The organism is Photobacterium sp. (assembly GCF_057456235.1).
In genome coordinates this window covers 148,571-174,635 of the sequence record NZ_JBVCPH010000001.1, presented here as the reverse complement: position 1 = coordinate 174,635, position 26,065 = coordinate 148,571, and the positions used below count along the sequence as shown (strand labels likewise).

Annotated in this window: 18 protein-coding genes and 1 pseudogene; 11 read left to right on the top strand and 8 right to left on the bottom strand. The window is 44.4% G+C overall.

Annotated features, from left to right (window positions below):
- Positions 1 to 178: 178 nt before the first annotated feature.
- Positions 179 to 1,081 carry a LysR family transcriptional regulator gene (locus tag AC2204_RS00645; RefSeq protein ID WP_318923368.1) on the top strand — a complete coding sequence of 301 codons (903 nt, stop codon included), beginning with the start codon at positions 179 to 181 and terminating at the stop codon, positions 1,079 to 1,081.
- A gap of 137 nt (positions 1,082 to 1,218) precedes the next feature.
- On the opposite strand, the gene AC2204_RS00640 is transcribed toward AC2204_RS00645, so the two are convergent.
- The 4 genes and pseudogenes from AC2204_RS00640 to AC2204_RS00625 form a co-directional block, all read right to left on the bottom strand.
- The gene (locus AC2204_RS00640) at positions 1,219 to 1,440 is read right to left on the bottom strand and encodes a hypothetical protein (protein ID WP_318923367.1); all 222 of its coding nucleotides are present in this window, start codon (positions 1,438 to 1,440) and stop codon (positions 1,219 to 1,221) included.
- Positions 1,441 to 1,695: 255 nt separating this feature from the next.
- The gene (locus tag AC2204_RS00635) at positions 1,696 to 3,381 is read right to left on the bottom strand and encodes an L-lactate permease (RefSeq protein WP_318923366.1); all 1,686 of its coding nucleotides are present in this window, start codon (positions 3,379 to 3,381) and stop codon (positions 1,696 to 1,698) included.
- A 726-nt stretch (positions 3,382 to 4,107) separates the two neighbouring features.
- On the bottom strand, positions 4,108 to 4,443 hold the full coding sequence (locus AC2204_RS00630) for a PBPRA1643 family SWIM/SEC-C metal-binding motif protein (RefSeq protein ID WP_318923364.1): 336 nt from the start codon (positions 4,441 to 4,443) through the stop codon (positions 4,108 to 4,110).
- A 230-nt stretch (positions 4,444 to 4,673) separates the two neighbouring features.
- A pseudogene (locus tag AC2204_RS00625) lies at positions 4,674 to 4,990 on the bottom strand (transposase); the annotation flags it as partial.
- A 203-nt stretch (positions 4,991 to 5,193) separates the two neighbouring features.
- Between AC2204_RS00625 and AC2204_RS00620 the strand changes: the two are divergent.
- Entirely contained in the window at positions 5,194 to 5,379 is a 186-nt protein-coding gene (locus AC2204_RS00620; protein ID WP_318923362.1) for a hypothetical protein, read from the top strand.
- A 525-nt stretch (positions 5,380 to 5,904) separates the two neighbouring features.
- The gene (locus AC2204_RS00615; protein ID WP_318923359.1) at positions 5,905 to 6,879 is read left to right on the top strand and encodes a LysR family transcriptional regulator; all 975 of its coding nucleotides are present in this window, start codon (positions 5,905 to 5,907) and stop codon (positions 6,877 to 6,879) included.
- Here the strand turns inward: AC2204_RS00615 and AC2204_RS00610 are convergent.
- Positions 6,849 to 8,054 carry a cyanate transporter gene (locus AC2204_RS00610; RefSeq protein ID WP_318923358.1) on the bottom strand — a complete coding sequence of 402 codons (1,206 nt, stop codon included), beginning with the start codon at positions 8,052 to 8,054 and terminating at the stop codon, positions 6,849 to 6,851. The two genes, AC2204_RS00615 and AC2204_RS00610, sit on opposite strands and share 31 nt — an antisense overlap.
- A gap of 154 nt (positions 8,055 to 8,208) precedes the next feature.
- Between AC2204_RS00610 and AC2204_RS00605 the strand changes: the two genes are divergently transcribed.
- Positions 8,209 to 8,514, top strand: coding sequence for an AMP-binding protein (locus tag AC2204_RS00605; RefSeq protein ID WP_318923356.1), 306 nt, complete (start codon positions 8,209 to 8,211; stop codon positions 8,512 to 8,514).
- Between the two features lie 291 nt (positions 8,515 to 8,805).
- Here the strand turns inward: AC2204_RS00605 and AC2204_RS00600 are convergent, their stop codons facing one another.
- Positions 8,806 to 11,727 carry a ligand-binding sensor domain-containing protein gene (locus AC2204_RS00600; RefSeq protein ID WP_318923355.1) on the bottom strand — a complete coding sequence of 974 codons (2,922 nt, stop codon included), beginning with the start codon at positions 11,725 to 11,727 and terminating at the stop codon, positions 8,806 to 8,808.
- 321 nt (positions 11,728 to 12,048) lie between these two features.
- Between AC2204_RS00600 and AC2204_RS00595 the strand changes: the two genes are divergently transcribed.
- The 6 genes from AC2204_RS00595 (at position 12,049) to AC2204_RS00570 (ending at position 21,912) form a co-directional block, all read left to right on the top strand.
- On the top strand, positions 12,049 to 13,863 hold the full coding sequence (locus AC2204_RS00595) for an extracellular solute-binding protein (RefSeq protein ID WP_318923354.1): 1,815 nt from the start codon (positions 12,049 to 12,051) through the stop codon (positions 13,861 to 13,863).
- An 85-nt stretch (positions 13,864 to 13,948) separates the two neighbouring features.
- Positions 13,949 to 15,034, top strand: coding sequence for a microcin C ABC transporter permease YejB (locus AC2204_RS00590; RefSeq protein WP_318923353.1), 1,086 nt, complete (start codon positions 13,949 to 13,951; stop codon positions 15,032 to 15,034).
- A gap of 2 nt (positions 15,035 to 15,036) precedes the next feature.
- Positions 15,037 to 16,053, top strand: a complete 1,017-nt coding sequence (locus AC2204_RS00585) for an ABC transporter permease (RefSeq protein WP_318923351.1) — start codon at positions 15,037 to 15,039, stop codon at positions 16,051 to 16,053.
- A gap of 15 nt (positions 16,054 to 16,068) precedes the next feature.
- Entirely contained in the window at positions 16,069 to 17,661 is a 1,593-nt protein-coding gene (locus AC2204_RS00580) for an ABC transporter ATP-binding protein (protein WP_318923349.1), read from the top strand.
- A 247-nt stretch (positions 17,662 to 17,908) separates the two neighbouring features.
- The gene (locus AC2204_RS00575) at positions 17,909 to 19,453 is read left to right on the top strand and encodes an alanine/glycine:cation symporter family protein (RefSeq protein WP_318923348.1); all 1,545 of its coding nucleotides are present in this window, start codon (positions 17,909 to 17,911) and stop codon (positions 19,451 to 19,453) included.
- A gap of 200 nt (positions 19,454 to 19,653) precedes the next feature.
- Entirely contained in the window at positions 19,654 to 21,912 is a 2,259-nt protein-coding gene (locus tag AC2204_RS00570) for a peptidase U32 family protein (protein WP_318923347.1), read from the top strand.
- Between the two features lie 214 nt (positions 21,913 to 22,126).
- Here the strand turns inward: AC2204_RS00570 and AC2204_RS00565 are convergent, their stop codons facing one another.
- Both AC2204_RS00565 and AC2204_RS00560 read right to left on the bottom strand, forming a co-directional pair.
- The gene (locus AC2204_RS00565) at positions 22,127 to 22,807 is read right to left on the bottom strand and encodes a response regulator (RefSeq protein ID WP_318923346.1); all 681 of its coding nucleotides are present in this window, start codon (positions 22,805 to 22,807) and stop codon (positions 22,127 to 22,129) included.
- On the bottom strand, positions 22,800 to 24,404 hold the full coding sequence (locus AC2204_RS00560) for a sensor histidine kinase (RefSeq protein ID WP_318923345.1): 1,605 nt from the start codon (positions 24,402 to 24,404) through the stop codon (positions 22,800 to 22,802). Before AC2204_RS00560 ends, AC2204_RS00565 begins: the two co-directional genes overlap by 8 nt.
- Before the next feature lie 299 nt (positions 24,405 to 24,703).
- Here AC2204_RS00560 and AC2204_RS00555 point away from each other — a divergent pair, with 299 nt between their 5' ends.
- Entirely contained in the window at positions 24,704 to 26,026 is a 1,323-nt protein-coding gene (locus AC2204_RS00555; protein ID WP_318923343.1) for an anaerobic C4-dicarboxylate transporter, read from the top strand.
- Positions 26,027 to 26,065 lie beyond the last annotated feature (39 nt).

Sequence of the window (26,065 nt, the reverse complement as noted above, 5' to 3'; positions counted from 1 at the left end):
AGGGTTGCCGGTTTTGAAGTAATACATCTGATGTTATAGGTATTATGGATCACTTCACTCAATTTAATATTTTAATAACATTTCTTTGGTTGATATACTGCCATCAATACATAAGTTTGTTGCAAAAAGTGTACTAATACCAAATCATTAATGATCTGTTCAATTCAGCGAGAGTAAAATGCGAAGTACTGATGACTTTCTGGTTTTTTACCATCTGATAGAGCAGGGCTCTTTCAGTAAAGCCGCCGACCAGGTTGGGCTTACCAAGTCGGTTGTAAGCAAACGCATCACGCGACTGGAAGAAGATCTCGGCGTGCAGCTTATCTACCGCACCACCCGCAAGCTGACGTTAACCGAAGCGGGAGAGGTGTTTTTTGGCCATGCCCGAGAAGTGCATCACTCTGTTCAGAACGCAGAGGATGCGATGGGTGGGCTTGGTGAAAGACTTTCAGGGGCGATTCGTTTAACGGTGCCAACCATTTCCGGCGAGTTAATTCTGCCTCAGGCAATTGCTGAATTCAGTGCCAAATACCCGGATATTCATATTGATATGGAGCTGGATAATCGGTTTGTTGATATCGTCGAAGAAGGTTTTGATCTTGCTATTCGAACAGGGGCATTGCCGGATTCGAGCTTTATAGCAAGGCGACTGACAGATGCGCATTGGGTGATTTGTGGCGCACCGGAATATTTTGCCAGGCATAAAGCGCCAGCGAATTCAGCGGATTTGGTCGATCACAATTGTCTTGCTTATAGTTATCAGGAGACAGGGGCAACTGAGTGGTTGTTCAAAGGAAAATCAGGGCCTTGCACCGTGAAAGTCAAAGGCAACTTCAGTACCAACAATGCCTCAGCCTTAAGAAAAGCGGCGCTATTCGGCCAGGGGCTGGTGTATGTGCCGAAAGTGCTGGTGGCAGAAGATTTACAGGCGGGAACGCTGGTAGAGGTACTGCAACATCAGGTGGCAAAGTGCTTGGGGATTTATGCGGTTTACCCGTACACCCGCCATCAACCGGCGAAGGTAAAACTCTTTATCGAGCACCTGTATCAGTGCTATCAAGGCCATAAAGATAAGTTCTGATGAGTCGTTAACGACCATGTTTTCAATATGGTTCAGCAGAGATCTGATGCTGAATAACGGTGGGATATAGTCCTCCCAAACGCTAAGTTAACTGAGTGGGAGGCTGATCAGGTAAGTCGACATGGGAGTGGTCTAGCTCAAAATGTTGAACTATGTAGAAACAAATTCAGTGCCTTGAGTTCGCAGCTCAAGTTGTGGATCCGTGAAATAATTTCACTTTCTAAATGGGCTAAATGTTTTGGCGGATCAAGTTCTGCCAATTCAGGGTGAGCATCCCTGATCCTTTGTAAATCAAAGTAATTTTCATTGATTTCATTCAGCAGTACTTGCCGGTTGGTTAATGAGCTTTGTTCTTCCATAAACACCTCACTAAGCATTATAAATGACTTATTGGGATAAAATATTGAACGTATCTTACAGTACTAACGGTTATCTGGAATGTAAAGTCCGACCACTGAATAATTTACAATTTTTCGCAAATTCATTAACAATGGCGCATTAAAAAGCGAGATGATGTTTTAACCATCATCTCGCTTTTTTTATGATTACAACGTTAATTTGAAGGCGTTCCTTTACAGGTCAACTCAAAATTCTGTTTTATTTATACGCATCAATCAAACCAGAGTACTCATGATTGCCGCCACAATACCGTACATAATCATAGGAACAACGGTACGCTTGATAATGAAGCCTTCTTTGTTGGCAATGCCCAGGATGGTTGAAACCGCAATGATATTATTGATACACACCATATTACCCATCGCGCCACCGACAGACTGAAGGGCAAGGATTGTCGTTTGTGGTAAGCCAACATTGATAGCAATGGTCTGCTGGATTGCTCCAAAGGTCAAGTTTGATACCGTTGCAGAACCAGAGAAGAAGGCGCCTAATGCACCCAGATAGGCCGCGACATACTGCCAGCTGGTGCCCATTAAATCAGAGAAGGCTTGTCCAGTGGTCATAATTGGCGAGTTTTCACCGCCGGTCATCATTAATTTCACCATGATCAATGCACCAACCAGCGCAATGAATGGCATTTTTATGCGGCTTCCAGTTTCGGCAAACATCTGCTTTACAAGATTGCCCCGTAATTTAAACAGCGGGATTGAGATCAGTACAACCAGCAAGAACGGGATCAGCGCCGGAACATAAAGGGTTTTATAAGCCCAAGTAACATCAGTACCCAAAATATGGCTTAGCTTAAGGATCAGTGCCTGGCTGATACTGAACTCGCCAAGCGGCCCCAGCGAGACACTGAACATTTCAGTACCATCGGTAAGCATCGCCTTAATACCAAATTGCTTAATGCGGGTGATAATCAAAATAGCGATAAGCAAAATGGTTGGGGTCATCGCTTTGAATATTTCAAATCCAGTCACCTTTTCGTCAGCAGAAGCAGAAGCTGTTGATGGCTTATCCTGGGTATTACTCACCGCCATGTTAAAGGCTTGATTATCAGCCAGCAGTGCTGCTTCGCCAGCAACTGCGGTTTGTCTTATGGCGACTGGGTCTTTCTTAGTCAGGCCAAGGTTAAGGCGGGCAAATACCACTGATAATGTCAGTCCAATAGCACCGCCGACAAGGGCTGGGAACTCATAATTCACTTGCGCTAAAAGGAAATAAGGCACAGTACATGAGAGAGTACTAAGTAATACGAATAAGTAGTTACGGCGGATATCTCCCCAGCTGACAATAAAGCGTAAGGCCATAGGAGGAATAATAAATGCTGCGACAAAGTGAATTAAAGCGGTAATTCTACCCGTTTCGAGCAGTGTTGCGTTATCCAGCCCGAGGTTAGAAAAACCGAACCAGGTTGGTGTACCAACAGCGCCGAATGAAACCGGCACCGAGTTCATCACTAACGCCAGCATTGCAACTTTGAGTGGATTAAAGCCTAAGCCAACCAGAATCGGGGCTGCAATGGCGGCAGGAGTACCAAAACCGGAAGCACCTTCAAGCATGAATGCAAATGCCCAACCGATAATCATCAGCTGGGAAACCTGGTTGCGGCTGATCCCTTCCAGCCAGCGGCGAATAACATCTTCGGCACCAGAAAGGTAAGTCATACGGTTAAGTAAAATAGCACCGGCAACGATTGAAATTGGGGTGATAGCAGAGAGGATGCCGGCTACGATATTGGCGTTAATTAAGGTGATATCAGTATTGAAATAAAACAGTTGTAATACACCGACCATCAGAGCGGTGATCGGTAAAGCAATATGTGATGGCACGCCGTTTTTTTTCGTCATCATCCAAATGAGGATGATAATCGGCGTTACAGATACAAATAGGGACGTCATTGGTATACCCACTCCGTGTGTTGAGGCCTGCTTCCAGATCACCATCAAGTGCAATGAACTTGTTGGGTTAAGCGGCCTTGCTATCGTTATTGTCGTTTTAGTTACATCGTCAGAAACTGAAGTTGTTTACTGACAAGCTGTTTTCTGTGGGGAAGACATTCTAAAGCGCAATTTCTATAAGGCTATTCCTCTTCAGAGGCCGAAGATTTAAAAAGATGTTGTAATTGTTGTGTTAACACAGATGTTAAATTTTGCCGTTTTCAATAACTTTATATAAAACATATAAATAGAGGTTTGTGTGATGAGGGGGCGTGTTTGGATTGGGTGACGAATGGAAACAGTTATTTTCACAATAGAAGCCAATGGGGTGGGTGGAATATGACCAATCTTCGGCCGTAAACGGCTTGGTTTAGAGTACTGTGAAAGATATGCGGCAATAACGTGAGGTAATATAACTACATTTTTCGACATGTTTCTATTTTTATGCTTTTTTGTGTTATTTACTTACAAGGTAGTGGGCAAGGAGATAATGCTGAAAGAGAGAGCCAGCAGAGATAATGAAGGTGAATAAAAGAGAGACGAAATTTAATCAATGTTACCGGTTTGTTTTATTGTATTTGAAAAAAATGTAGATGATTAGTGTGAAAATCTGCGAGTACCTCGTCATAAGGGGTTTACTGTATAACGAGGTACTCTGGTGGTCTTTGCAATAAGTAACGGGCGGTTTTATTTACCGCAACACTTCTTGAATTTTTTACCGCTACCACAAGAGCAAGGATCGTTGCGGTTTGGTGTTTTATCAAACGTCGTCGTTTTAGGCTTATTCAGAAGCGCTTCCAGATCGACGATATTTTCTTCCACATCAGCATTGACTTCGATGTTAGCAAAAATGCTGTTCTCTTCCAGAATCGCTTCAACTTCAGCTTTTCGTTCTTCACTAGCAACGATCAGAGATAATGGAAAGTCTTCAGAACCAGGCTTAGCAGCACGGTTAGTGTTGAAGCCATAGCTTGAGTGTTTTGGCTTCTTCTCGATACGACCTTTGAAGAAAAATTTAGACATGACGAGTTCCTGTATACCTTGAAGGGACCTAAACGCTTAACATCAAACGAGTTGGGTCACTGAAGTAAGGTGTTAATAGAAAAAGCCTGCGTTGTGGGCAGGCTTTTATAAATTAGGGGAATGAAGCACAGTATCCACTAAATGACATTATAATAGTGGCGCTGTATTTTGCTCATTACCAGAATTGTGCTGAATGGTAGCGGTAACGCCTGTTTCTAGCAAGTGTTTGGTTGCACCTCGACAGTCTTAGCTCGTTTACTGATACAGGTGTAATCAGGCGAGCTAAGAGGCACATTCATAAGCTTTAAAATGGAATTGATAAAACCTTGCAGAGCGCGCAGTGGAAGAGAATAAATCCCTTTAATCATTAAAGCTGTTTCAATAGCAGTATCCGTATACTGAAACCCACGACCACGCTTCCGTGATGTTCGGTGCATATCCAAGAGTCGATAGCAGAGTCATCAACCCAGAATGTAATTGAACCGAGTTGCTCCAGTGCCTTGTTGTACTGCTTCCAGTTTGTGATTTTGTTCTTTAACTTGCCCACTGCTGACACCTGAAACATCTGTGATAGATGATCTGATCACTGATAGCAAAAGAGTTCACTGATTTAGTCAACAACGCTTGTTGAACCTACTGACTAGCTAACAGGTTGTGAAAAACAAAAAGGGTGCCGATGAATGTGTTTTATCGGCATTCTTTTAAGTGGTTTCAATGTTGTTTGTCATACGATATTGGGAAGTTAGCAGTATGGAACGCGATTTCGAAACTGAAATCGTAGGTGTAGAGGAACAACTGAGAGTGGCAATGCTCCACTCAGATATGAATGCACTGAGCAATTTATTGGCGGAAGGATTGGTTTTTATCAGATTGGACCAGCCAATAGAGGCCCACCAGCAACTTCACCTCCCTAGAAATCTGACTGGCCCTGAATAAGGTCACCAGTACACAACCCCACCACCAAGAACCATATGTCTGCAGATTTGTTCCATCAGTCTCCTACCAGATGTCGTTGGAATCGATAAAGTGTGCTGTGTTGCGTCTTGTCCATTCAAAAGATTGCGATAATCTTGTTTGTGGTGGTGCTCATTAAGCAGTCAGCCTGAATTTGGGTCGTTTAAAAAAGAGCAAACCATTCGAAGCCGATCTGTTGTTAAAAGTGGTTTAACTTGAGTGCGGCTTAAAGAGAGCAGATGCAGCATATGATTGAAATTAAATCAGTTATTTCACGCAGACCAATTAAGTTTTAGTTGAAATATGAGGGAATCATTCAGGTTTGGATGTGGATTTGTGTAATAAACTAGCGCTCGCAAAAATTGTTTATTTGAAAATAGTTTCAAAGTAAAAGTTTCTAGCTGCGCATAATGTAATTAAATATTCTTTCAATTTTCTTGGTGAATGAACTCTTGAGTTGTATTGATTACGTTATGGGTTTATCAGGTTTTTTCAGGACGTAAATGTATGACTATGGCAAAAAAAACAGCTCTTCGACAGAAGCTAAGAAAGCTAGACTTTCAGGCACTTGAGGTATTCTACAATATGTACACTTATCAAAGTGTTACTGAGGTTTCAGAGGTCTTGTCACTAAGCCAGTCAACTATCAGTTATAGCCTGAATCGTTTAAGGACGGCTTTTGATGACCAGCTCTTTGTTAGTTCAAGAGTTGGAATGAAGCCGACCTATAAAGCCACTCTTTTAATAGAGAGTATAGGTGAGATTTTAGATAAGATTTCTACCTGTGGCGCCGAAAATCAATCATTTTCACCACACGAAACCAATACGGTATTTACTATTTTTTCTCCAGAGTATTTCGAAATACTCGTAATTCCAATGCTGTTAAAAAAAATCAATGACGAAGACCTTAAAATAAGTATTGAAGTCATTCGGCCAGAAGATAAAGTGCCGTTTGAATCAATAGCAGATCAAAAGATTGATGTTGGAGTTGTCCTTAGTCAGGGTTATTACCCGCATAGCCTCCAACACCAGACAGTTCTCAATGATAAACTGGTGGCTGTTTTTGATGGAAAGGAAAAGGAAAGCGGCAGTTCGGTATTGTCGCTGGAAGAGTTCTCAGAGAGAAAACAGATTTTCCCTTCTCCTTGGCTTAACAGCAACTGCATGATCGACACTTGGCTAAACAAGCAAGACCTTCAGAGAACCATTGCGGTTAAAGCTAACGGTTACTATTCGGGCATAAAAATGCTGACGGGCTCGAAAATGATGATGATGCTGCCAGAGAAAGTTTATAAAAAACTATCGCAGCAACACACTACCTTGCATGCAAGGCAAGCCCCGAAGGGCTTGCCAGGTTTTAGCCTAGATATTATTTGGAGTCCTTCTTCTTCGGATACCCTTGCAAATATCTGGCTACGAGAGCAAATCATGATTGCCTGTAAAGAGATCAATCAGGAGCAAGTGTCCACGTTTTTAAAGTGAATTTCGTATTCCGCGGGTTTGAATCTGATTGCCATAAAGATCATCAGCGCGGCGACAGAAGCTAGAATCGCCCATGCATTAGCAAAACTTGATGAGCTGTCTTTTATGTAACCAGCCACTAGAGGTGACATGGCGGCTATCATATAGCCAATACCTTGTACGAATGAGGTTAGTTTGCCTGCCTGAGACGGATTGTCGACATGATCCATGGTTACAATGAGGCTCATAGGGAAAAGGCCACCAATGCCCAAACCTAGGAGTGTCGCCCATACTAGGGCCAAAGATTTTGGCAGAGTGATTAACCCGCAGAACCCGACGATAATGCAAACGAGCAAAAAGATTAATATACCGCGTCGGTCTATGTTTCTGCTCGCGATGGCAGGAATCAATAGGCCAGCAACAACTTCAATAGATGTTAAAAAGGCGAGGATCAGGCCTGATTCTTTGTTTTCCCAACCAAGGTCAAAATAGTATGGAGGTAGCCAAGCAAGAACACAGGTATAGGCAGAAGTGCCTAGTCCGAAAAATATGCCTAGCAGCCATGCCCTTGGCGTTTTATGAATAGCCTCCTGATTCTTTGTATCTACATCCTGGCCAACTTGATCTTCTGTGTAGGCTCTGACTCCAAACCAAGAAATGAAAGCAACAATCGCTAATCCACCCCAAATAGAAAGCCCGAATCGCCAATTGCTGCTGAACTCTACGATATAGGGTGACGCAGAAGCTGATAGAGCTGCACCGCCCATGATGGCCGTAACATAAACGCCCATAAACAGTTCAATAGAGTTGGAGAAGTGGGTTTTGATGATTTTTGGAATCAAAGCTTGTATCAATGCGATCCCGATACCGGCAACAGTTGCGGTAATCAGTAAGTCAGCTGGATTTTGAGCGTAGTAGCGGTACGACGTAGCAACAGAGATAAGCAGCAAAGAGTATGCAATTAAACGATGTTCCCCTACTTTTTTCCCAAGCCTGATCCCGACAAACATTGCTAGACCCATGGTAAAGACCGGTAACATGGTCAGTAAAGACACCATGGTGAACGACAATGGAATGTCAGAACGAATGGAGCTAAGCACAGGGCCTATAGAGGCCATTGAAGGTCTGAGGTTTAACCCCACCAATATTAGTGCTACTAATATTAGTAACCTGCCTTTGTTTGTTATTTTAGTCAAAATCTTATCTTCCTTATTATAAAAGCCAGCTGCATTAAACCTCATCTTAAGATTAAAGGGTATTTAATTATTAGATAAGCACTTTTAAAATTTGATTTGCGAATTCCATAATTTAAATCAGATAATTCCACTGATTTAATAAGGAATGTTAAGCATGAATTTTCAATTGAACCTTCAGAGCTTATTTTTTGATAGTATGAAGAAAAACAAGGAAAGCTTTGTAGTATATAAAATCGCTTCCAGATATAGCTATGACGAATTAAAAGAACGAGTAACAAGATTGTCATCTTCACTTACTACAATAGGTGTTAAAAAAGGCGATGTTGTAGCAATAGCAGACTGGGATAGCCATAGATACTTAGAGCTCTACTTTTTTGTACCTATGATTGGAGCAACCCTGATGATGTGTAATATCAGTCTTTCCAAGGAAAACATTGAATACACCCTTAATCATAGTTAAGCGAAGTTTTTATTTGTGAATTCGGATTTTAATGAATCCATCGAGAATTCAAGGGAAATATTTTCAAATCTAAAAGACTATATTCTAATTGATGAATTTAACCACAACGCAGGCTTTTATAAATTAGGGGAATGAAGCACAGTATCCACTAAATGACATTATAATAGTGGCGCTGTATTTTGCTCATTACCAGAATTGTGCTGAATGGTAGCGGTAACGCCTGTTACTAGCAAGTATTTGGTTGCTGCTGTTTTCCTGGCGTTAGAATAGAAGATAAGCTCAAGGCATTCATTAAGAAGTCACTAGGGCCTGCTTATTAGACTCATGAACAAAAATCCCATCGCGACCTGCTTTTTTAACCTCAAATAATGCCTTATCGGCACAGCGAAGCAGCTGAGCAAAATCGTATGAAGTATCAGAATTTACGACTCCGATACTTATAGTGACCGATAAATCCTCTGCAATTCGACTGTAGTCTTGCTCTTTAACTAATAAGTTGATTTTTTCACATAAAGAGTACACGTGATGTGGCTGCCAACCAATAATACCCATTACGAACTCTTCTCCTCCCCAACGGGCAATAAAACAGTCATTTTGACTGAACTGCGCAAGCCTCTTACCAACGGTTCGTAAAACCTGATCACCGGCCAGGTGAGTATAGGTATCATTGATTTTCTTAAAGTGGTCGATATCTAACATCACGACTGATAGCGGCTTATTTTGCAAAGGTGATGAAGCAATCTGGTCTATCCACTCATCAAAAGCACGACGATTATACAAACCGGTTAATTGATCTTCCCTTGCCTGTTTTTCAAAAGCCGATGCTTGAACCTGAAGTGCTTGGGTTTTTTGCTCAACCTCATATTTTAGTTTTAATTCAGATTGTCTGAGACGGCGTGTCCGCCACCTGAAGGACTGGGCAAAAGTAAAGAAGACCAACAACGCGATTCCAAGCTGGATGCTCTTTCTTTGCCACCAGTGGGGAAGAATACGAAATGAAAAGCTGGCCTGGTTTATTTCATTCGGGTGGTAAGGGTAATAGGCATTAACCACAAAGCGATAATGCCCGGGGGCAAGGTTTGTATATTCGGCAAAGCCTTGCGTACCTCGTTCAATCCATTCTGATTCTAGCCCTTCTAACTTCGTACGGTAACGTATGTGCTGAGAAGAGATATAACCCAGCCCGACAAAATCAAATGTCATTCGCTGGCTTCCTGCGGGTAAAACAGTGGGCTGCTCATTTGCTAAGTTCAGCCATGTTTGATCACCGCGTACTCGTTCTATGATCGTCGGGAATTTTGGGGACACGAGTTGTTTGAAACGCAGCGGGTGAGTGGATGCGATGCCTTTCGCGGTCGCAAACCATAACTGACCTGAAGCATCGATGGCTGCGGTCGGGTTCGAACCACCATTCAGCTGGGCTGTTGCCATTCCGTCGAGTTCATTATAATGATCGAAATTGATCCGAAATTCCGTACCATCGGCAATGGCATTGGCTTCATCTGTCGATACCCGCCAGAGACCACGATTAGAGGTGAGCCAAAGAGAGCCATTTCGATCAGGGATAACCTGAAATAGCTTATCAATCGGAAGACCATTTTTCTGTCCGATAATGCTTAGTTTTTGGTCGGAAAAGCGGTAACGGATAAGCCCCCTGTCGGTGGCCATCCACATGTACTTTTTTTGGGCATAAAAGCCGAATACGAACTCAGCTTTTTCAAGTGGTTGAAGATTTAGGGTTCTGATCTGGTTTTGATTAATGACAGCGACACCACCCCCGGTTCCAACCCAGACTTGCCCCTGTTCATCCAATGTCAGTGCCATAATGAAATTACTCGGAAGACCATCATTCGTCGTAAAAAGTTGGTGTGTTGTGCCATCACTGGAATACCGGATCAGCCCGGCCATTGTACCGATCCACAGCTGTCCCTGACTGTCTTCCGCAATGGCACGAACAACATTGGATGGTAACCCTTGAAGATCAACATGCCTTAGCGTTTGGTTATCGAAGCTGAACAGGCCGTGATTATAGGAACCGACCCATACACCACCTTTTTGCCGGGGACCTAAGCTCATTACCGAGAGCGTTTCAGGTGTCAAACCGCCTGATGTTGGAGGGGAATAATTACGGAGTTGTTTGTTGTGAATAACACTCAATCCTTTGCTGCTTCCCGCGATGATTTCGCCGGAATCCAAAGCGAGAACGGTTCGGATATAATCGCCTGCCAGTCCTCTGGTTGTCCCCCAGTTACTAAAAGATGCCTGACGTAAGCGGAGAAGTCCGGTGTGGGTACCCACCCAGATTGAATTTTCACGATCCTGATAGAGGGATAAAATCTGGTCATGGGCAACCCCATTGAACTCAGTGAGTGAAGAGACGTTGTTCGCGTAAAAACGATAAATACCCTGGTTAAACGTGCCAAACCAGTAATTATCCTGCTTATCAATAAGGATGTTGGAAACAAAAATATTATTTAAATTGTCATGAAGACGAGAAAGTCGACCTTTTTCATAGCGCCAGACACCGTTTTCGCCACCAAAGATAATTCGTCCCTGTTTATCTTCTACGGCAGAATAAACAGAGAGGTTCTTTAGCCCATTTGACTGGCTGATATTGTCAATATTGCCGGACGAAATGAGGTACAAACCTAGGCTCGTTGATGCCAGCAAATCACCATTTTGACGCAAAGAAAGGTTGTATACTGTCAGTCCAGGTAAAACGACCTGGTCTGCAGCGTGGTCGTGAGCACGAAAAATAAGGCCTTCTCCTCGTAAACCGAGCCAGATACCGCCGTCAGGTTGGCGGATAACGGCGTTGACAAGGCTTTTGACCTGGGGGAGGGGGTGCCAGTTGTAAGGTGTTCTGTAAATCAGGCCCCCTCGGGCATCACCAGCAAGCAACCCGCCATCAGGATCAGCGTAAAGGGCTTGAACACCTGAATCGATCAGCGCGCTTTCAGCGCCTCTGGTAAAGAGTTTAAATTCTCGGCCATTAAAGCGGGCAATACCTTCCCAGGTTGCAAACCACAGATAGCCATCTTGTGTTTGGCTTATCGCATTAATGCTGTTGTGCGGCAGGCCGTTTCGGCTGGTCCACGTTTCGACAAGGTATTCATCCTGCAGGGAAGCGAATGAAGAAGATATCCCTCCCAAATATAGCCCGATCACTAAAAAAGTGTTGATGAGTTTGGCTAATGAAGAATTTTGCAGCATGTCTGTTGGTCCGTTACGACATTATCCCTGCGGATAACAAAGCGAAAAATATTAGCATACTCAATCAATTGAGCATATTTCTGCTCTAATGAAAAATCAAAATATGTGCTGTTTTTACCGAATTTTTTACTCAAGACAACCAAAGAGAGCAAAATATCAGCAAATTCTGTCGATGAAATTTCACGGGCATCCATTGTGATAAGGAGAGAGGCCTTTATTGTTTGGCGTTTGTCGAATCGTGATTACTGTCCTATCGTAGAATAATGAAAAGTAAAAAGAATTTGATATTCAGGGTTACGGGGAAAGGAGTGGGAGATGATTATGCGACGGAATTGGGCATTTGTATTTTGTTTTATGTTAACAAGCGTTCAGCTTGCTGCTTCTGAAGTGATTGAATCTACACACCTTGTCGGATTTGGTGAGGCAAAATACCCCAGTGATTTCTCCCATTTTGACTATGTAAACCCGGACGCACCGAAAGGGGGGATGGTCACTTACGCCCAGGTTGGTACCTACGATAGTTTTAACCGTTACGCGACCCGCGGTGTTTCCGCAGCACGTGCAGAAGCAATGTATGACACGCTGTTTGTTGCGGCGGCTGATGAAATAGACAGCTATTATCCGCTCATTGCACAAAAGGTCCGTTATTCAGATGACTACTCCTGGATGGAAATTGATATTCATCCCAAGGCCCGTTTTCACGATGGGCATCCAATTACCGCAGAAGATGTAGCGTTTTCCTTCAGTAAGTTCATGGCGCAAGGGGTGCCACAATACAAGGTTTACTATAAAGATGTGAAATCGGTGACAGCAGTATCCGCCGGTACTGCTCGGGTCGAGATGGCAAAGCCGAACCGCGAAGTGTTGCTTTCTCTGGTACAGAACCTGACCGTGTTACCCGCTCATTACTGGAAAGATAAAGATCTGGGGGAGCCGCTGAGTGAACCGCCGCTGGGTAGCAGCAGCTATAAAGTGGCTGATTACAAACCAGGACAAAGTGTGACGTATGCGCGGGTGAAGGACTACTGGGCCGAGAACTTACCCGTTAACGTTGGCCGGAATAACTTCGATACCATTCGCTATGACTATTACCGTGATGAAACGGTCACACTGGAAGCGTTTAAAGCCGGCGAGTATGACGTTCGTGAGGAAAACGTAGCGAAGTTCTGGGCGACCATGTATGAAGGGCCAAATTTCGACAAAGGGTATATTCGTAAAGAAGAGATCCCCCATCAGATCCCTCAGGCGATGCAGGCTTTTGTTTTTAATACCGAGAGTCCAGTTTTTAGTGATTCAAGGGTGCGCGAGGCGTTGAACTACGCCCTGGATTTCAAATGGATGAATAAAACCTTGTTCTATGATCAGTACCAGCGTACGCGAAGTTTTTTCCAGAATACCGATTATGAAGCCCACGGGTTACCGTCAGAAGCTGAACTGGCTGTGCTGGAACCGATTAAGGACATAATACCGCCGCGTGTTTTTACCCGTGATTATCAGCCGCCGATGACCGATGGTTCCGGCCGTATTCGGGCCCAGATCCGCAAAGCGTTGCCGCTGCTGAAAGAGGCTGGCTGGGAGCTTAAAGATAAGGTGATGGCCAATGTGAAGACCGGCGAGCCGTTTACATTTGAGCTGCTGATTTATAGCCCGAGTACGGAACGTCTGGCGATCCCGCTACAGAAAAATATGCAGCAGATGGGGATCGAAATGAAAATCCGCACGGTGGATACCACACAATATATTAAGCGGGTGCGCGATCGTGACTTTGATATGGTCTCCGCCGGATATGGTGCCAATCCATACCCCAGCCCAAACCTGTTAATTGCCTGGAATAGCAAATTTATCGACAGTACTTATAACACTGCCGGTGTGCGGGATCCGGCGATTGATTACCTGACCGAAAAAATTGCCGACAACCAGCAAAATCCGGATGCGTTGCTGGCGTATGGGCGGGCCTTGGATCGGGTGCTGCAATGGAACTTCTTTGTCATTCCTCAGTGGCATATCAGTAAGTTCAGGGTTGCAAGCTGGGATAAGTTCTCTCGTCCAGCGATCAGGCCCAAGTATCAACTCGGGCAGGATACCTGGTGGATTGATCAGGAAAAAGCCCTGAAGCTGCCAGAAAAAAGGCGTTAGTTATCATTATTGATACCCATCATGCGTTGGAAATACAGCCTGTAATTTCAAGCATGAAGGGTATATAGCCCTTAAGATTGTGAATATGACAGCATATATTTTTCGTCGTCTGTTACTGGTTATTCCTACGTTGTGGGCGATCATCACGATTAACTTCTTTGTTATTCAGGTCGCGCCTGGCGGGCCGGTCGAGCAGGCCGTAGCACGGCTTGAAGGACACTCGTCCGGCATAATGGAACGCTTTGCCGGCGGTGGTAAGGAAGTTCAGCTTACAGAGCCCGGTGATGCGAGCTCCGGTTATCGCGGATCGCGGGGTCTGGATCCGGAAGTCGTTGAGGCGATCAGGAAGCAGTTTGGATTTGATAAACCTCTGCTGGAGCGCTACCTCGACATGTTGAAAAACTACGCCACCTTCGATTTCGGCGAAAGCTTATTTAAGGGCGGAAACGTGATTGACCTGATCGTAGAACGCTTGCCGGTCTCTGTTTCCCTTGGCTTGTGGAGCACGCTGATCATCTACTTTATCTCGATTCCGCTCGGGATAGCCAAAGCGATAAAGCACGGCTCGCGTTTCGATGTCTGGAGTAGCGCGCTCATTATTGTCGGGTATGCCATACCGGGGTTTCTGTTTGCAATTTTACTCATCATTGTCTTTTCCAGTGGCAATTATTTCAGCTGGTTCCCGCTGCGGGGACTGGTATCACCAGATTTTGCCCAGATGACATGGTATCAGCAGATAGCGGACTATTTCTGGCACATGACATTACCCATTCTGGCGATGGTAGTCGGTGGCTTCGCGACCCTGACCATGCTGACCAAAAACTCCTTTCTGGATGAAATTAATAAGCAATATATCGTCACTGCCCGTGCCAAGGGGCTGGACGAACGCAGCATTCTGTATCGCCATGCATTCCGCAATGCGATGCTGATCATCATCGCCGGTTTTCCCAGCGCATTTATCAGTATTTTCTTCACCGGCGCGATGTTGATCGAGGTAATGTTCTCGTTAGAGGGGATAGGTCTGCTTGGGTTTGAATCAACCATTCAGCGTGATTATCCGGTAGTTTTCAGCTCCCTCTATATCATGACGTTGTTAGGCTTGCTGCTGAATATTATTTCAGATCTCACTTATACCCTAGTCGATCCACGCATTGATTTTGAGGGGCGCTAGCGATGAACCCGATAACAAGGGAAAGATGGTCACGGTTTCGGGCCCATAAGCGGGGTTACTGGTCGCTGTGGATTTTCTCTGTTCTGTTTGTGATCTGCCTGTTTGCTGAGGTGGTTGCCAATGACAAGCCGCTGGTGATTAATTTTAAATCAGACTGGTATTTCCCAATCGTTCAGCAGTACGCCGAGACCGATTTTGGCGGCGAGTTTGAAGCAGAAGCGGACTTTACGGATCCCTATGTGGTCGAGCTGATTGAAGCGGACGGATACATGATTTGGCCATTGATCCCGTTTCATTATGACACCATCAACTACAACTTGTCGGGACCGGCGCCTTCGGCTCCAGACCGGGTAAATTGGCTGGGAACCGATGATAAGGGACGAGATGTGCTGGCCCGCATTATTTACGGTTTCAGGGTATCGGTCCTGTTCGGGTTTGCTTTGACCATTATTTCCACCTTGATTGGTGTCGTTGTGGGCGCTTGTCAGGGCTATTACGGCGGCTGGCTTGATCTGTTTGGCCAGCGGTTTATCGAAGTCTGGTCGGGGATGCCAACCTTATTTTTACTGATTATTCTGTCGAGTTTTGTTGAACCTAACTTCTGGTGGTTGCTCAGCATTATGGTGTTGTTCAGCTGGATGACGCTGGTGGGGGTGGTGCGGGCTGAGTTTCTTCGGTGCCGTAATCTTGATTACGTACGGGCGGCGCAGGCGTTGGGGGTGAGTGATAGCCGGATCATGTTGCGCCATATGTTGCCAAACGCCATGGTCGCGTCACTGACAATGATGCCTTTTATTCTCAGTGGCTCGGTTACCACATTAACATCGCTCGATTTCCTTGGGTTTGGCCTTCCTGCCGGTTCACCCTCACTGGGTGAATTACTGGCTCAGGGCAAAACCAATTTGCAGGCACCCTGGCTAGGGCTCTCAGCCTTTGTGGTGCTGTCGATAATGCTAAGCTTGCTCGTCTTTGTTGGTGAAGCGGTTCGTGATGCCTTTGATCCGCATCATCAAAAATAATACCAGAGAGGTGCTATGACAGACGCATTGTTATCCATTGAAAACTTAGCGGTAGGATTTAAGGGTGGGCAACAGGTTACCCAGGTCATTGATGAGGTAAACCTGACGATTTACCGTGGTGAAACCCTGGCCTTGGTGGGAGAAAGTGGTTCCGGTAAGTCGGTGACAGCCAATGCGATCCTGCGCCTGTTGCCTAAATCGACCACCCGCTACCTTAGCGGCAGTATAAAATATGACAATATTGATATGCTGACGTGCAGTGAGCGGCAGATGCGGGGGCTGCGGGGAAACCGTATCGGCATGATCTTTCAAGAACCGATGATGTCACTGAATCCGCTTCATAGAATTGGGCGGCAGCTATGTGAAACGCTGTCGATTCACCGCGGAACGCGCCAGCGTCAGGCAGAAGAAATTGCGCTGAACTGGTTGAAGAAAGTCGGGATTCGCAATCCCGAAAGCCGCATTAACGCATTCCCGCATGAACTGTCAGGAGGGGAACGTCAGCGGGTCATGATCGCCATGGCACTGATCAATGAGCCTGAATTGCTGATTGCGGATGAACCGACAACCGCACTCGATGTGTCGGTGCAGGCGCAAATTCTAGCCTTGCTGAAAGATCTGCAACAGGAGCTCGGTATGGCGATGCTGTTTATCACTCACGATTTGAGCATTGTTCGCAGCATTGCTGATCGTGTCTCAGTCATGCAGCTCGGCAGCGTGGTAGAGACAAACACAAAAGAGATTATTTTATCGACGCCGAGCCATCCCTATACCCGTCTGCTTATTGAATCCGATCCGAAAGGTGAACCGATTCCGGTTGAGCCAGATTCACCTGTTTTGTTTGAGGCAAACGATCTGCGAGTCTGGTTTCCGGTTAAAGGCGGAATTCTAAAACGGTTAAAAGGGCACATCAAGGCTGTTACCGATATCACTTTTCAGCTTCGTAAGGGCCATAGTGTCGGTCTGGTTGGCGAAAGTGGTTCAGGTAAATCGACCACCGGAATGGCAATATTACGATTACTGAACAGTGAGGGCAGTATTGTTTTTGACGGCAAGGATATCTCCACCTTTGATCGAAAAAAGATGCTGCCATTGCGTCGGCGTATGCAGGTAGTTTTCCAGGACCCATTTTCAGCGCTTAACCCTCGGATGTCTGCAGCACAGATCATCGGAGAGGGGCTGAAAGTTCACGAACCCATGACCCCGGAGCAAGAAGATCAGGCTATTTGTCTGGCAATGGAAGAGGTGGGATTGGATACGGAAACGCGTCATCGTTACCCGAATGAGTTTTCCGGCGGACAACGGCAGCGTATTGCGATTGCAAGGGCCCTGGTGCTTAAACCGGACTTTATTTTGCTTGATGAACCGACATCATCATTGGATCGCACGGTTCAGTTTCAGGTGCTCGATTTACTCAAATCATTACAACAAAAGCACGGCTTGAGTTACCTGTTTATCAGTCATGATCTAAATGTCGTTAAATCGCTGTGCCATTACACCTTAGTACTCAAAGACGGCCAGGTTGTAGAGCAGGGAGATACTGCAACATTGTTCAGCCAGCCGCAAGAGAGCTATACAAAACAGTTAGTTAACTTGTCCAGTCTTTGAATGTTAAATCTGCAGATGACTCTTTTTATCGTCGGTGATAAGTATCGGTAATATCCAGGTAGTATGAATAGCGATGTACCACCCTGGTTAAGTTTTAATCATTAGTTGTTATCGGTATGTTGCCATACCGTGCCCGCGGTCACGTCCTCAGAAGTTAAAAAGACAAAGTGATTAACAAATCGATTACATTCCGACTATTATGCTGCCTGACATTAACCAATAATGTATTCAAGACAGGGAGATTTTAATGCAGTCGTTTGTTGATTTTTTAAATGGAATAATATGGAGCCCGGTGCTGATATATCTTTGTTTAGGCGCGGGTTTGTTTTACTCCGTGACTACTCGTTTTGTTCAGATCAGGCATTTTAGCGAGATGTGGAGGCTTTTACTCTCAGGTAAGAGTTCCGATAAAGGTATTTCCTCTTTTCAAGCTTTAGCAGTTTCTTTATCGGGACGTGTAGGTACAGGTAATATTGCAGGTGTTGCAGCGGCTATCGGTTTTGGTGGTCCTGGTGCAGTGTTCTGGATGTGGGTTGTTGCTTTCCTGGGGGCTGCGACAGCGTACACAGAATCCGCGCTTGCGCAGATCTACAAAGAAGAAGATGAAGACGGTCAGTTTCGTGGTGGTCCGGCTTATTACATCGAAAAAGCGATGGGCCAGAAGTGGTATGCATGGATTTTTGCCATAGCAACGATCTTCGCCTGTGGTGTACTTTTGCCTGGTGTACAGTCAAACAGTATTGGTAATGCGATAGAAGCTGCATTCGGCACCGGTGAAATGATCGAAACAGCCGTTGGCACGTTTAGTTTTGCCAAGATCGCGACCGGGACGATGATTTCAATTATTCTGGGCTTTATCATTTTCGGTGGTGTTAAGCGTATTGCGAACTTCACCCAGATTGTTGTTCCTTTCATGGCGCTGGCTTATATCATTGTTGCTTTCGTTATTATCCTGCTGAACATCAGTCAGGTTCCGACTGTTTTTGCCCTGATTGTGGGTGATGCCTTTACGCCTATGGCTGGTATGGGAGCTGCCATAGGTTGGGGGGTTAAACGTGGCATTTACTCTAACGAAGCGGGTCAGGGTACGGGTCCTCACGCAGCAGCAGCGGCAGATGTACAACATCCTGCTCAGCAAGGTCTGGTACAGTCGTTCTCAATCTACATTGATACACTGTTGGTGTGTTCGGCAACTGCGTTCATGATTATTATCACTGGCGCTTACAATGTTCATGGCGGTACGGAAGGTGTCTTCCTGGTGCAAAACCTTGCTTCAGAAATCAGTGCCAATGGTCCGCTATTTACCCAGATGGCGATTGAAAGCACGATGCCGGGTATCGGCAAGCCGTTCATTGCATTTGCACTGTTCTTCTTTGCCTTCACTACTATTCTGGCGTATTACTACATTGCGGAAACCAACATTGCTTATATCCGCCGTACGTTTAAAGTGCCGGGCATAATGTTTATCCTGAAAATTGTACTGATGGTGGCTGTTTTCTACGGCACCGTTAAAACCGCAAATCTGGCGTGGGCGATGGGTGATGTTGGTGTTGGCCTGATGGCATGGTTGAACATCGTCGGTATCGTTATTATCTTCTTCATGTCAAAACCGGCACTGATAACGCTGAAAGATTATGAAGCACAGCAAAAAGCCGGTGTGACTGAGTTTACCTTTAATCCTGTTAAGTTAGGGATTAAAAATGCTGACTTTTGGGAGAAGAAATATAACGCTCATGAGAGGCCACAAGCTGGTGACGTCGTTGAAGGTGAGCCGGTTAAGTCGCCAGTTTAACCATGTAATCAACACACTTAGGATCTAACAGTTCAAAGAAAGGGTTAGCCGATGGTTAACCCTTTTTTCAGGCCGCAGAAACGCTGGCTGTTTACGGCAAACGCAGCCGCTATTTGGCCTTTTATAGACAATGAAGAATAGATACGGGTAAAATACGTCCCACTGAAATAGAGTGAAAGCGACAAGTGGGTTATATCGCAATGAAAAACAAATTTGAATTATTGGCACCTGGTGGCGATATTGAGTCTATAAAAGCCGCAATTGTAGCAGGAGCTGATGCGATATACTGTGGTCTGGATAATTTTAACGCCAGAAATCGAGCAACAAATATAACATTTGATAATTTAAATGGCATCGTGAGACTGGCCCATAAAAATAACTGTAAAATTTTCCTAACATTAAACATCATTATATTAGAAAGTGAAATCCCAGCGATTATACGATTACTTAATAAGCTGGTAAATACAAAGATAGATGGTGTAATCGTTCAGGATTTAGGTCTTTTTTATCTGTTAAAAAAACATTTCAAAGATCTGGATGTACATGCATCAACACAGGCTAACACTCATAATGAAGGACAAATTTTCTTTTTAAATAAGCTGACTGCAAGCCGAGTGAATTTATCAAGAGAGTTAAATATTAATGAAATAAAACACTTAGCTCAAGTTGGACATGAAAACAATGTCTTAATGGAAGTATTCGTTCATGGTTCCTATTGCATCGGCTTTTCTGGGCTTTGCTACATAAGCTCTGTCCGTAACGGTAATTCAGGCAATCGTGGTCGTTGTAGCCAGCCGTGTAGGGATAAGTATTTAACGACATCGGTAGGTAAAGACTATCCGCTTAACCTTAAAGATAACTCGGCTTTTTCTGATCTAAAAGAACTTGCTGACGCTGGTGTTTACTCCTTGAAAGTAGAAGGAAGAATTAAAAAATCTCACTATGTCTATACAGTCGTGGATAACTGGAGAAAACAGATCCAAAGCTTCTGTGATAATAATGAGTTACTTAGTGATAACACTGAACTATATAAAGTGTTCAACCGGGACTTTTCAAACTCGTATTTAAAAGGGGATATTAATAAAAACATGTTTATTGATAACCCTCGTGATCATTCAGTGAAGCATTTCTCTGAAGTCTATGGTTGTTCGACAGATGAAAGTGTTCAAGAAGTAAAACAAAAACTTTATGACGACAAAACCGAGATCATCACCACGGTTGCGGAAAAAATAAAAGATTTAAATATCGATAAAATTCCATTGACAATTGGTGTTTCTGGAAAGGTTAATAGTCATCTGAAAATATCGGTGAAGACACCAGACTATTCATTTGATGTGGAATCTGAAAGCAAACTGATCGACGCTGATAAATACACTATAGATTATAACAGTATAGAAAAGAGGCTTAAGACCTTAAGCGATGCTGAATATTGTGTTGTTGCATTAGATATTGAAAATCTTCAGAGTGATCTTTTTGTTCCATTTAAAGAGCTGACGAAAATAAAAGACAGAATTGCATTTCTTCTCAATGGATCAAAAGAACGTGTGGCCCCGGTTGAAATGCCGGTCTTAAAGAAACCAGCATTGCCGAAACCGGATCAGTTAAAGGCCAAGCCGACTCTTTCGGTACTCATTTCTGCTAAAAAAGATGTCGAGCTTTGTAATGCCACGTCAGCGAATATCTATTACCAGCTTCCTGAATCTATTCGCGGTGAATATTCTCAGCTTGTAGAACTTTTTTCAAACAATGAGAGTCTAATTCCTTGGTTCCCTTCGATTTTAATCGGAGAAAACTATACCGCGGCGATAGAATTTCTTGAACAGGTAAAACCAAAGCTCATTGTAACGAACAATACCGGAATCGCTTACAAAGCCTATCAAAATGGAATTAACTGGATAGCCGGGCCATACCTTAACATTACAAACTCTTTCAGTCTTTTATGCATGAAGGAAGAGTTTAACTGTTGTGGTTCATTTATCTCCAATGAAATAAATAAAAAGCAAATAAAACAGATTGTGAGCCCAGCTAACTTCACGCTGCACTACAGTATCTATCACCCGATTTTACTGATGACCAGCAGGCAGTGCTTTTTCCATCAGACGACAGGATGTAAAAAGAAGCATTTTGATGCAAAATGCCTTAAAAAGTGTAAAAAATCCGCATCAATTATTAATTTGAAAGAAGCTTCTTTTGTCATCGATAAGCAAAAGGGTGATCACAATTGCATCTATAGCGATAATAACTTCCTAAACACTGAGATTCTCACAGATTTGCCGGAGATGTTTACGAGTTTCTTTATTGATTTAAGGGATATAACAACTGAAACGTATATCGGGAAAGATAAAGCAAGTGTTATAAGGCTTTTTCAGAACCTCTTAGACGGAAAGTCTGGTTCAAAATCAGAACTTGAGCAAGTTGTTTATCCAACAACGAATGGTCAATATATAAAGGGATTATAATCGGATCCAACAGATAAGCATGTAGCGAAGCGGCCGAAAAAGGCCGCATTTGATGGTATGGCCACAATCAACAAGCAGAGAATCTTGGCATGAACACATTTATCAGCTAACTGTCGACGTGTTTACGCTTTTCCTGTGGCGCTTACTGAAAGTGATTTCACTTTTTACATCTCCCTATCGCGGCAACGCATTTCTTCATCAGGGGTCTTCGCGGTTAATCAACCATCTGGTACAAGCGGCGGGGTCTACCGCCGGTATTGTAGTTTAACACGAGGCGGATTGTCCCTTCCGACTCTATAAACTCTAGATAGCGTCTTGCCGTAATACGGCTGACGTTCATGCGTTCACCAATTTCATCGGCAGAGAAGTTATGTAATTTCTCTGTATGCAAAATTGCTTTCAATGACGCGAGGGTGGTGACATCAATGCCTTTCGGTGTCTGGCGTAATTGTTTTGCAGGCGCTTTACGTAAGATTTGATCGATCTCTCCCTGATCAACGGTAGCAGCACGAGAGAGTTGCTGTTTGTATTGTCTGTAATCGTTCAACGCCTGCTTAACACGAGACATACGAATTGGTTTGACTAAATAGTCGATCACACCCAACTGAACGGCTTTTTCGACCGTGGCCGTTTCTCGTTCAGCCGTTGTCATAATGAAATCACAATCTGCGTGTTGTTCACGTAGATGGCGAATAACATCAATGCCACTGCCATCAGGCAATGTTATATCGACAAAGATTAATGCCGGTTTGTATGCCTCGAATTGTGACAAGGCTTCTGAGCAGGTTTCACTGACGGCCACTACCGTAAAGTCAGGGTGTTGATTGATAGTCGATTCGAGGGTATAGCTTGCCCGAAGATCATCCTCAAGCAGCATTACAGTGGTTTTAGTCATAATTAGCGATTTCATTTTTGTCTAAGTAAATGCTGAACAGCGTAGTGTGTTGCTCTGTCCGTTCCCAATCAACACTTCCGTGAAAGTAATTAACCAGTTGTTTGACCAAGTACAAGCCGATGCCGCTTTGCTCGTCGTTATGCTTTGAGCTTACTCCGAACTCTAAAATGTGTTCTGAAATATCTTCGGGTATGCCTGCACCGCTGTCTTGAATCTCTAAAATGATGTGATGACTGCGATCGCTGAGGTACACATGTACTTCGGGATCGGCTTTATCCCGGTTTTGCCATGCTGCGAGCAGGGCATTATCGATCAGGTTACCCAGCATAGTAACGAGTTTTTCCGAGATATTCTTCTCATAACTTGATAGGTTGGTATCTACATCAATAGTGTACTTTACGCCAATCTCTGATGCCTTATTGAATTTTGCCAGCAATAAACCGGCGACGGCACTGTCTGCTACTGACAGCACGATGTTACGGATAATGGATTGATAGCGGTCAGTTTCTTGTTGGATAAAATCAACCGCTTCATCGTACTTACCGATTTGCAGCATGCCTGAAAGTACATTGAGCTTATTGGAATACTCGTGTGTTTTGCTGCGAAGCAACTCCGCGTAATTTTTCAGGTAGGTGACTTCGTGTTCAAGCTCGCTGTGAGCAAGATCGGGGTATAAGACGATAGCATGCCCCAGCAGACCTTTAGCGGTGTTGATTGGATAGACGTTGGCTTTGTATTTCAACTTGCCAATACTGAGTTCTCCTTGGTGGAATACCCCCTGATTAGTGAGAACCAGATGACTTAACTGTGTTGAATAGCGTGACAGTGGGTGATTCACATAGTCGTAGCGGTCGAGTATTCCCATAGAAAGCATCTTGATTGCACTGTTATTAATCGTGGCTATATTCATGTGACTATCGACCGCAATAATGGCGTCACGAATACTGTCAAGTACCATTTCATGTTCGCGGAACTTGTTCACGATAAACTCCGGCTCATAGTCGAGGAAGGTGCGTTTCATCTTGAACACGAACGAGACTGTGGTACCGATACCAAGCAGATAGACGATGCCGATAAGCAGACCGATGTGACCATATTGCTGTAATAAAATATCGAATGTTTTCTCGGATAAATAACCAATACAGATTGCGCCGATGACTTTCCCGTCTAAATAAATAGGGGAAAAGTTACGGATAGCTTTGCCCAGCGATCCTGATGCGACACTACTGTATTCGTTACCGCTCTCCAGCGCCGGATAAATGTCATCACCGATAAAATGCTTGCCGAGTTTATCGAGAGTCGGGTGGCTTAAACGCATGGCATTTTTATCGACGACCACAATAAAGGAGGCATCGGTACGGGCCCGGATATCTTCCATATAGTTTTGCAGGTCGTAATTTTGTTGCTTATTTTTGGCATCAACAGCACGGATAACCATCGGGTCGTGGGCGATCACGCGCGCCAGCTCCAACCCCCTTGCCGCAATGCCTTTCTGATACGAGTTTTGCAGTAAAAAAAAGATAGCGGTGGTTACAACGATAACAATAGCAGAGGTGGTAGCAACGGTGATTAAGGCCAGATAGCTCTTAAGTTTCATGACAGGCCTCAGAATAGCAGCGCTCGTGAAGAGGCAGTATAGCGGGCTCGCTGCCGGAAGTAATGTGTGCTGAATCAGAAATAATGACGTTCAGACCACTTAATGTACGGTACGCCTGATCAAGCTGCCGTGTACAAAAGTTACAAAAGCCAAAGATAGTTACATTAATGGGGCTCTCAATAATCCCATCAATAAGTGTTGTTAGACTGCAGGCATAATTTTAATGCCCCTACGCCTAATAGAGGAATAGTGTCTGTACTGGCTGTTATTTTTGTAATTATGATTTTAAGGATGAAAAAATGTTTTATATTCATATGATGCTGCTGCTCGCTGTCATATTTATCGGAATCCGACACGGCGGCATAGCTTTTGGGCTTCTCGGTGGATTGGGAGTCTCGGTCTTAGCGTTCGTTTTTGGTGTTGCACCTGGCACGCCCCCCATCGGTGTGATGTTGATTATCTTAGCCGTAGTCTCAGCTTCTGCCACCTTGGAAGCGACGGGCGGTTTAAAGCTTTTGGTCAAATACGCAGAAAAAATGCTGCGTAAGCACCCTAATAAAATTGTTTTTCTTGGTCCGCTTAGCACTTATGCATTAACGGTTCTTGTTGGTACAGGCCACTCTGTTTATCCTCTTCTTCCTGTTATTTACGATGTAGCCTACAAAAAAGGGATCCGCCCGGAACGCCCGATGGCGATGGCATCGGTTGCATCACAGATGGGGATTACAGCCAGTCCAATTGCTGCGGCCGCAGCAGTGGTTATGGCCACTGCCGTTGATAATAATCTTGATATAGGCTTGCTCGATGTACTTACGGTGACGATTCCTGCCACTTTGGCCGGTTTGCTCGTTGCCTGTACCTGGAGCCTTCGTCGAGGCAAAGATCTCGACAAAGATCCCGAGTTCAAAGAGCGCTGTCAAGACGAGGAGTTCCGAAAGGAGCTAATCGATAACGATGCGGAAACGGAAGAGGGTTCAACCGAAGATAAAAAGGCGAAAACCGGATTAACTGTCTTCGTTCTGGGTATTGTCTCGGTTATTTTTGTCGCGATGTTTGGTAAAGATCTCGGCTTGCTTCCTGACGGCGTTAAAATGTCTGTCGCCATACAGTTCTTAATGCTGTCGGTTGGCGCAATCATTTTGTTAATTACGAAAGTCCAGCCCAAGAAAATTGTCACCAGTCACGTGTTTATTGCGGGTATGACTGCCGTTATTATCATCTTTGGTATTGCCTGGATGAGTGACACGATTATTAGCTATCACAAGCCTTACTTAATAGAGATGGTACGCGATATCGTTAACCTTCACCCGTGGACATTTGCCATCGCGATGTTCGTGGTCTCTATTTTCTTGAAGAGCCAGGCTGCAGTACTGACCATCATGCTGCCACTGGGCTTTTCTCTCGGGATACCCGCTGAAGTTATCATCGGTGTATTGCCGGCGTGCTACGCCTATTTCTTCTTCCCGTTCTACCCAAGTGATCTGGCGGCAATTACCTTCGACCGCTCGGGCACAACCAGAATCGGTAAGTATATTTTGAATCACAGCTTTATTATTCCAGGCTTTATCGGGGTAACGACGGCTACAGTTGTCGGCTACTTCCTGTCAATCGCGATTAATTAATCGTGGATAAACCTATGCCGTGAATGACGAAGCGGCCTT

Bases quoted from the DNA above. Each gene is read 5' to 3' on its own strand.
- AC2204_RS00570 (WP_318923347.1), top strand. From the start codon at position 19,654: ATGAAAAACAAATTTGAATTATTGGCACCTGGTGGCGATATTGAGTCT.
- AC2204_RS00560 (WP_318923345.1), bottom strand. From the start codon at position 24,404: ATGAAACTTAAGAGCTATCTGGCCTTAATCACCGTTGCTACCACCTCT.
- AC2204_RS00575 (WP_318923348.1), top strand. From the start codon at position 17,909: ATGCAGTCGTTTGTTGATTTTTTAAATGGAATAATATGGAGCCCGGTG.
- AC2204_RS00630 (WP_318923364.1), bottom strand. From the start codon at position 4,443: ATGTCTAAATTTTTCTTCAAAGGTCGTATCGAGAAGAAGCCAAAACAC.
- AC2204_RS00635 (WP_318923366.1), bottom strand. From the start codon at position 3,381: ATGACGTCCCTATTTGTATCTGTAACGCCGATTATCATCCTCATTTGG.
- AC2204_RS00600 (WP_318923355.1), bottom strand. From the start codon at position 11,727: ATGCTGCAAAATTCTTCATTAGCCAAACTCATCAACACTTTTTTAGTG.
- AC2204_RS00640 (WP_318923367.1), bottom strand. From the start codon at position 1,440: ATGGAAGAACAAAGCTCATTAACCAACCGGCAAGTACTGCTGAATGAA.
- AC2204_RS00585 (WP_318923351.1), top strand. From the start codon at position 15,037: ATGAACCCGATAACAAGGGAAAGATGGTCACGGTTTCGGGCCCATAAG.
- AC2204_RS00645 (WP_318923368.1), top strand. From the start codon at position 179: ATGCGAAGTACTGATGACTTTCTGGTTTTTTACCATCTGATAGAGCAG.
- AC2204_RS00615 (WP_318923359.1), top strand. From the start codon at position 5,905: ATGACTATGGCAAAAAAAACAGCTCTTCGACAGAAGCTAAGAAAGCTA.
- AC2204_RS00580 (WP_318923349.1), top strand. From the start codon at position 16,069: ATGACAGACGCATTGTTATCCATTGAAAACTTAGCGGTAGGATTTAAG.
- AC2204_RS00590 (WP_318923353.1), top strand. From the start codon at position 13,949: ATGACAGCATATATTTTTCGTCGTCTGTTACTGGTTATTCCTACGTTG.
- AC2204_RS00620 (WP_318923362.1), top strand. From the start codon at position 5,194: ATGGAACGCGATTTCGAAACTGAAATCGTAGGTGTAGAGGAACAACTG.
- AC2204_RS00605 (WP_318923356.1), top strand. From the start codon at position 8,209: ATGAATTTTCAATTGAACCTTCAGAGCTTATTTTTTGATAGTATGAAG.
- AC2204_RS00555 (WP_318923343.1), top strand. From the start codon at position 24,704: ATGTTTTATATTCATATGATGCTGCTGCTCGCTGTCATATTTATCGGA.
- AC2204_RS00595 (WP_318923354.1), top strand. From the start codon at position 12,049: ATGCGACGGAATTGGGCATTTGTATTTTGTTTTATGTTAACAAGCGTT.
- AC2204_RS00565 (WP_318923346.1), bottom strand. From the start codon at position 22,807: ATGACTAAAACCACTGTAATGCTGCTTGAGGATGATCTTCGGGCAAGC.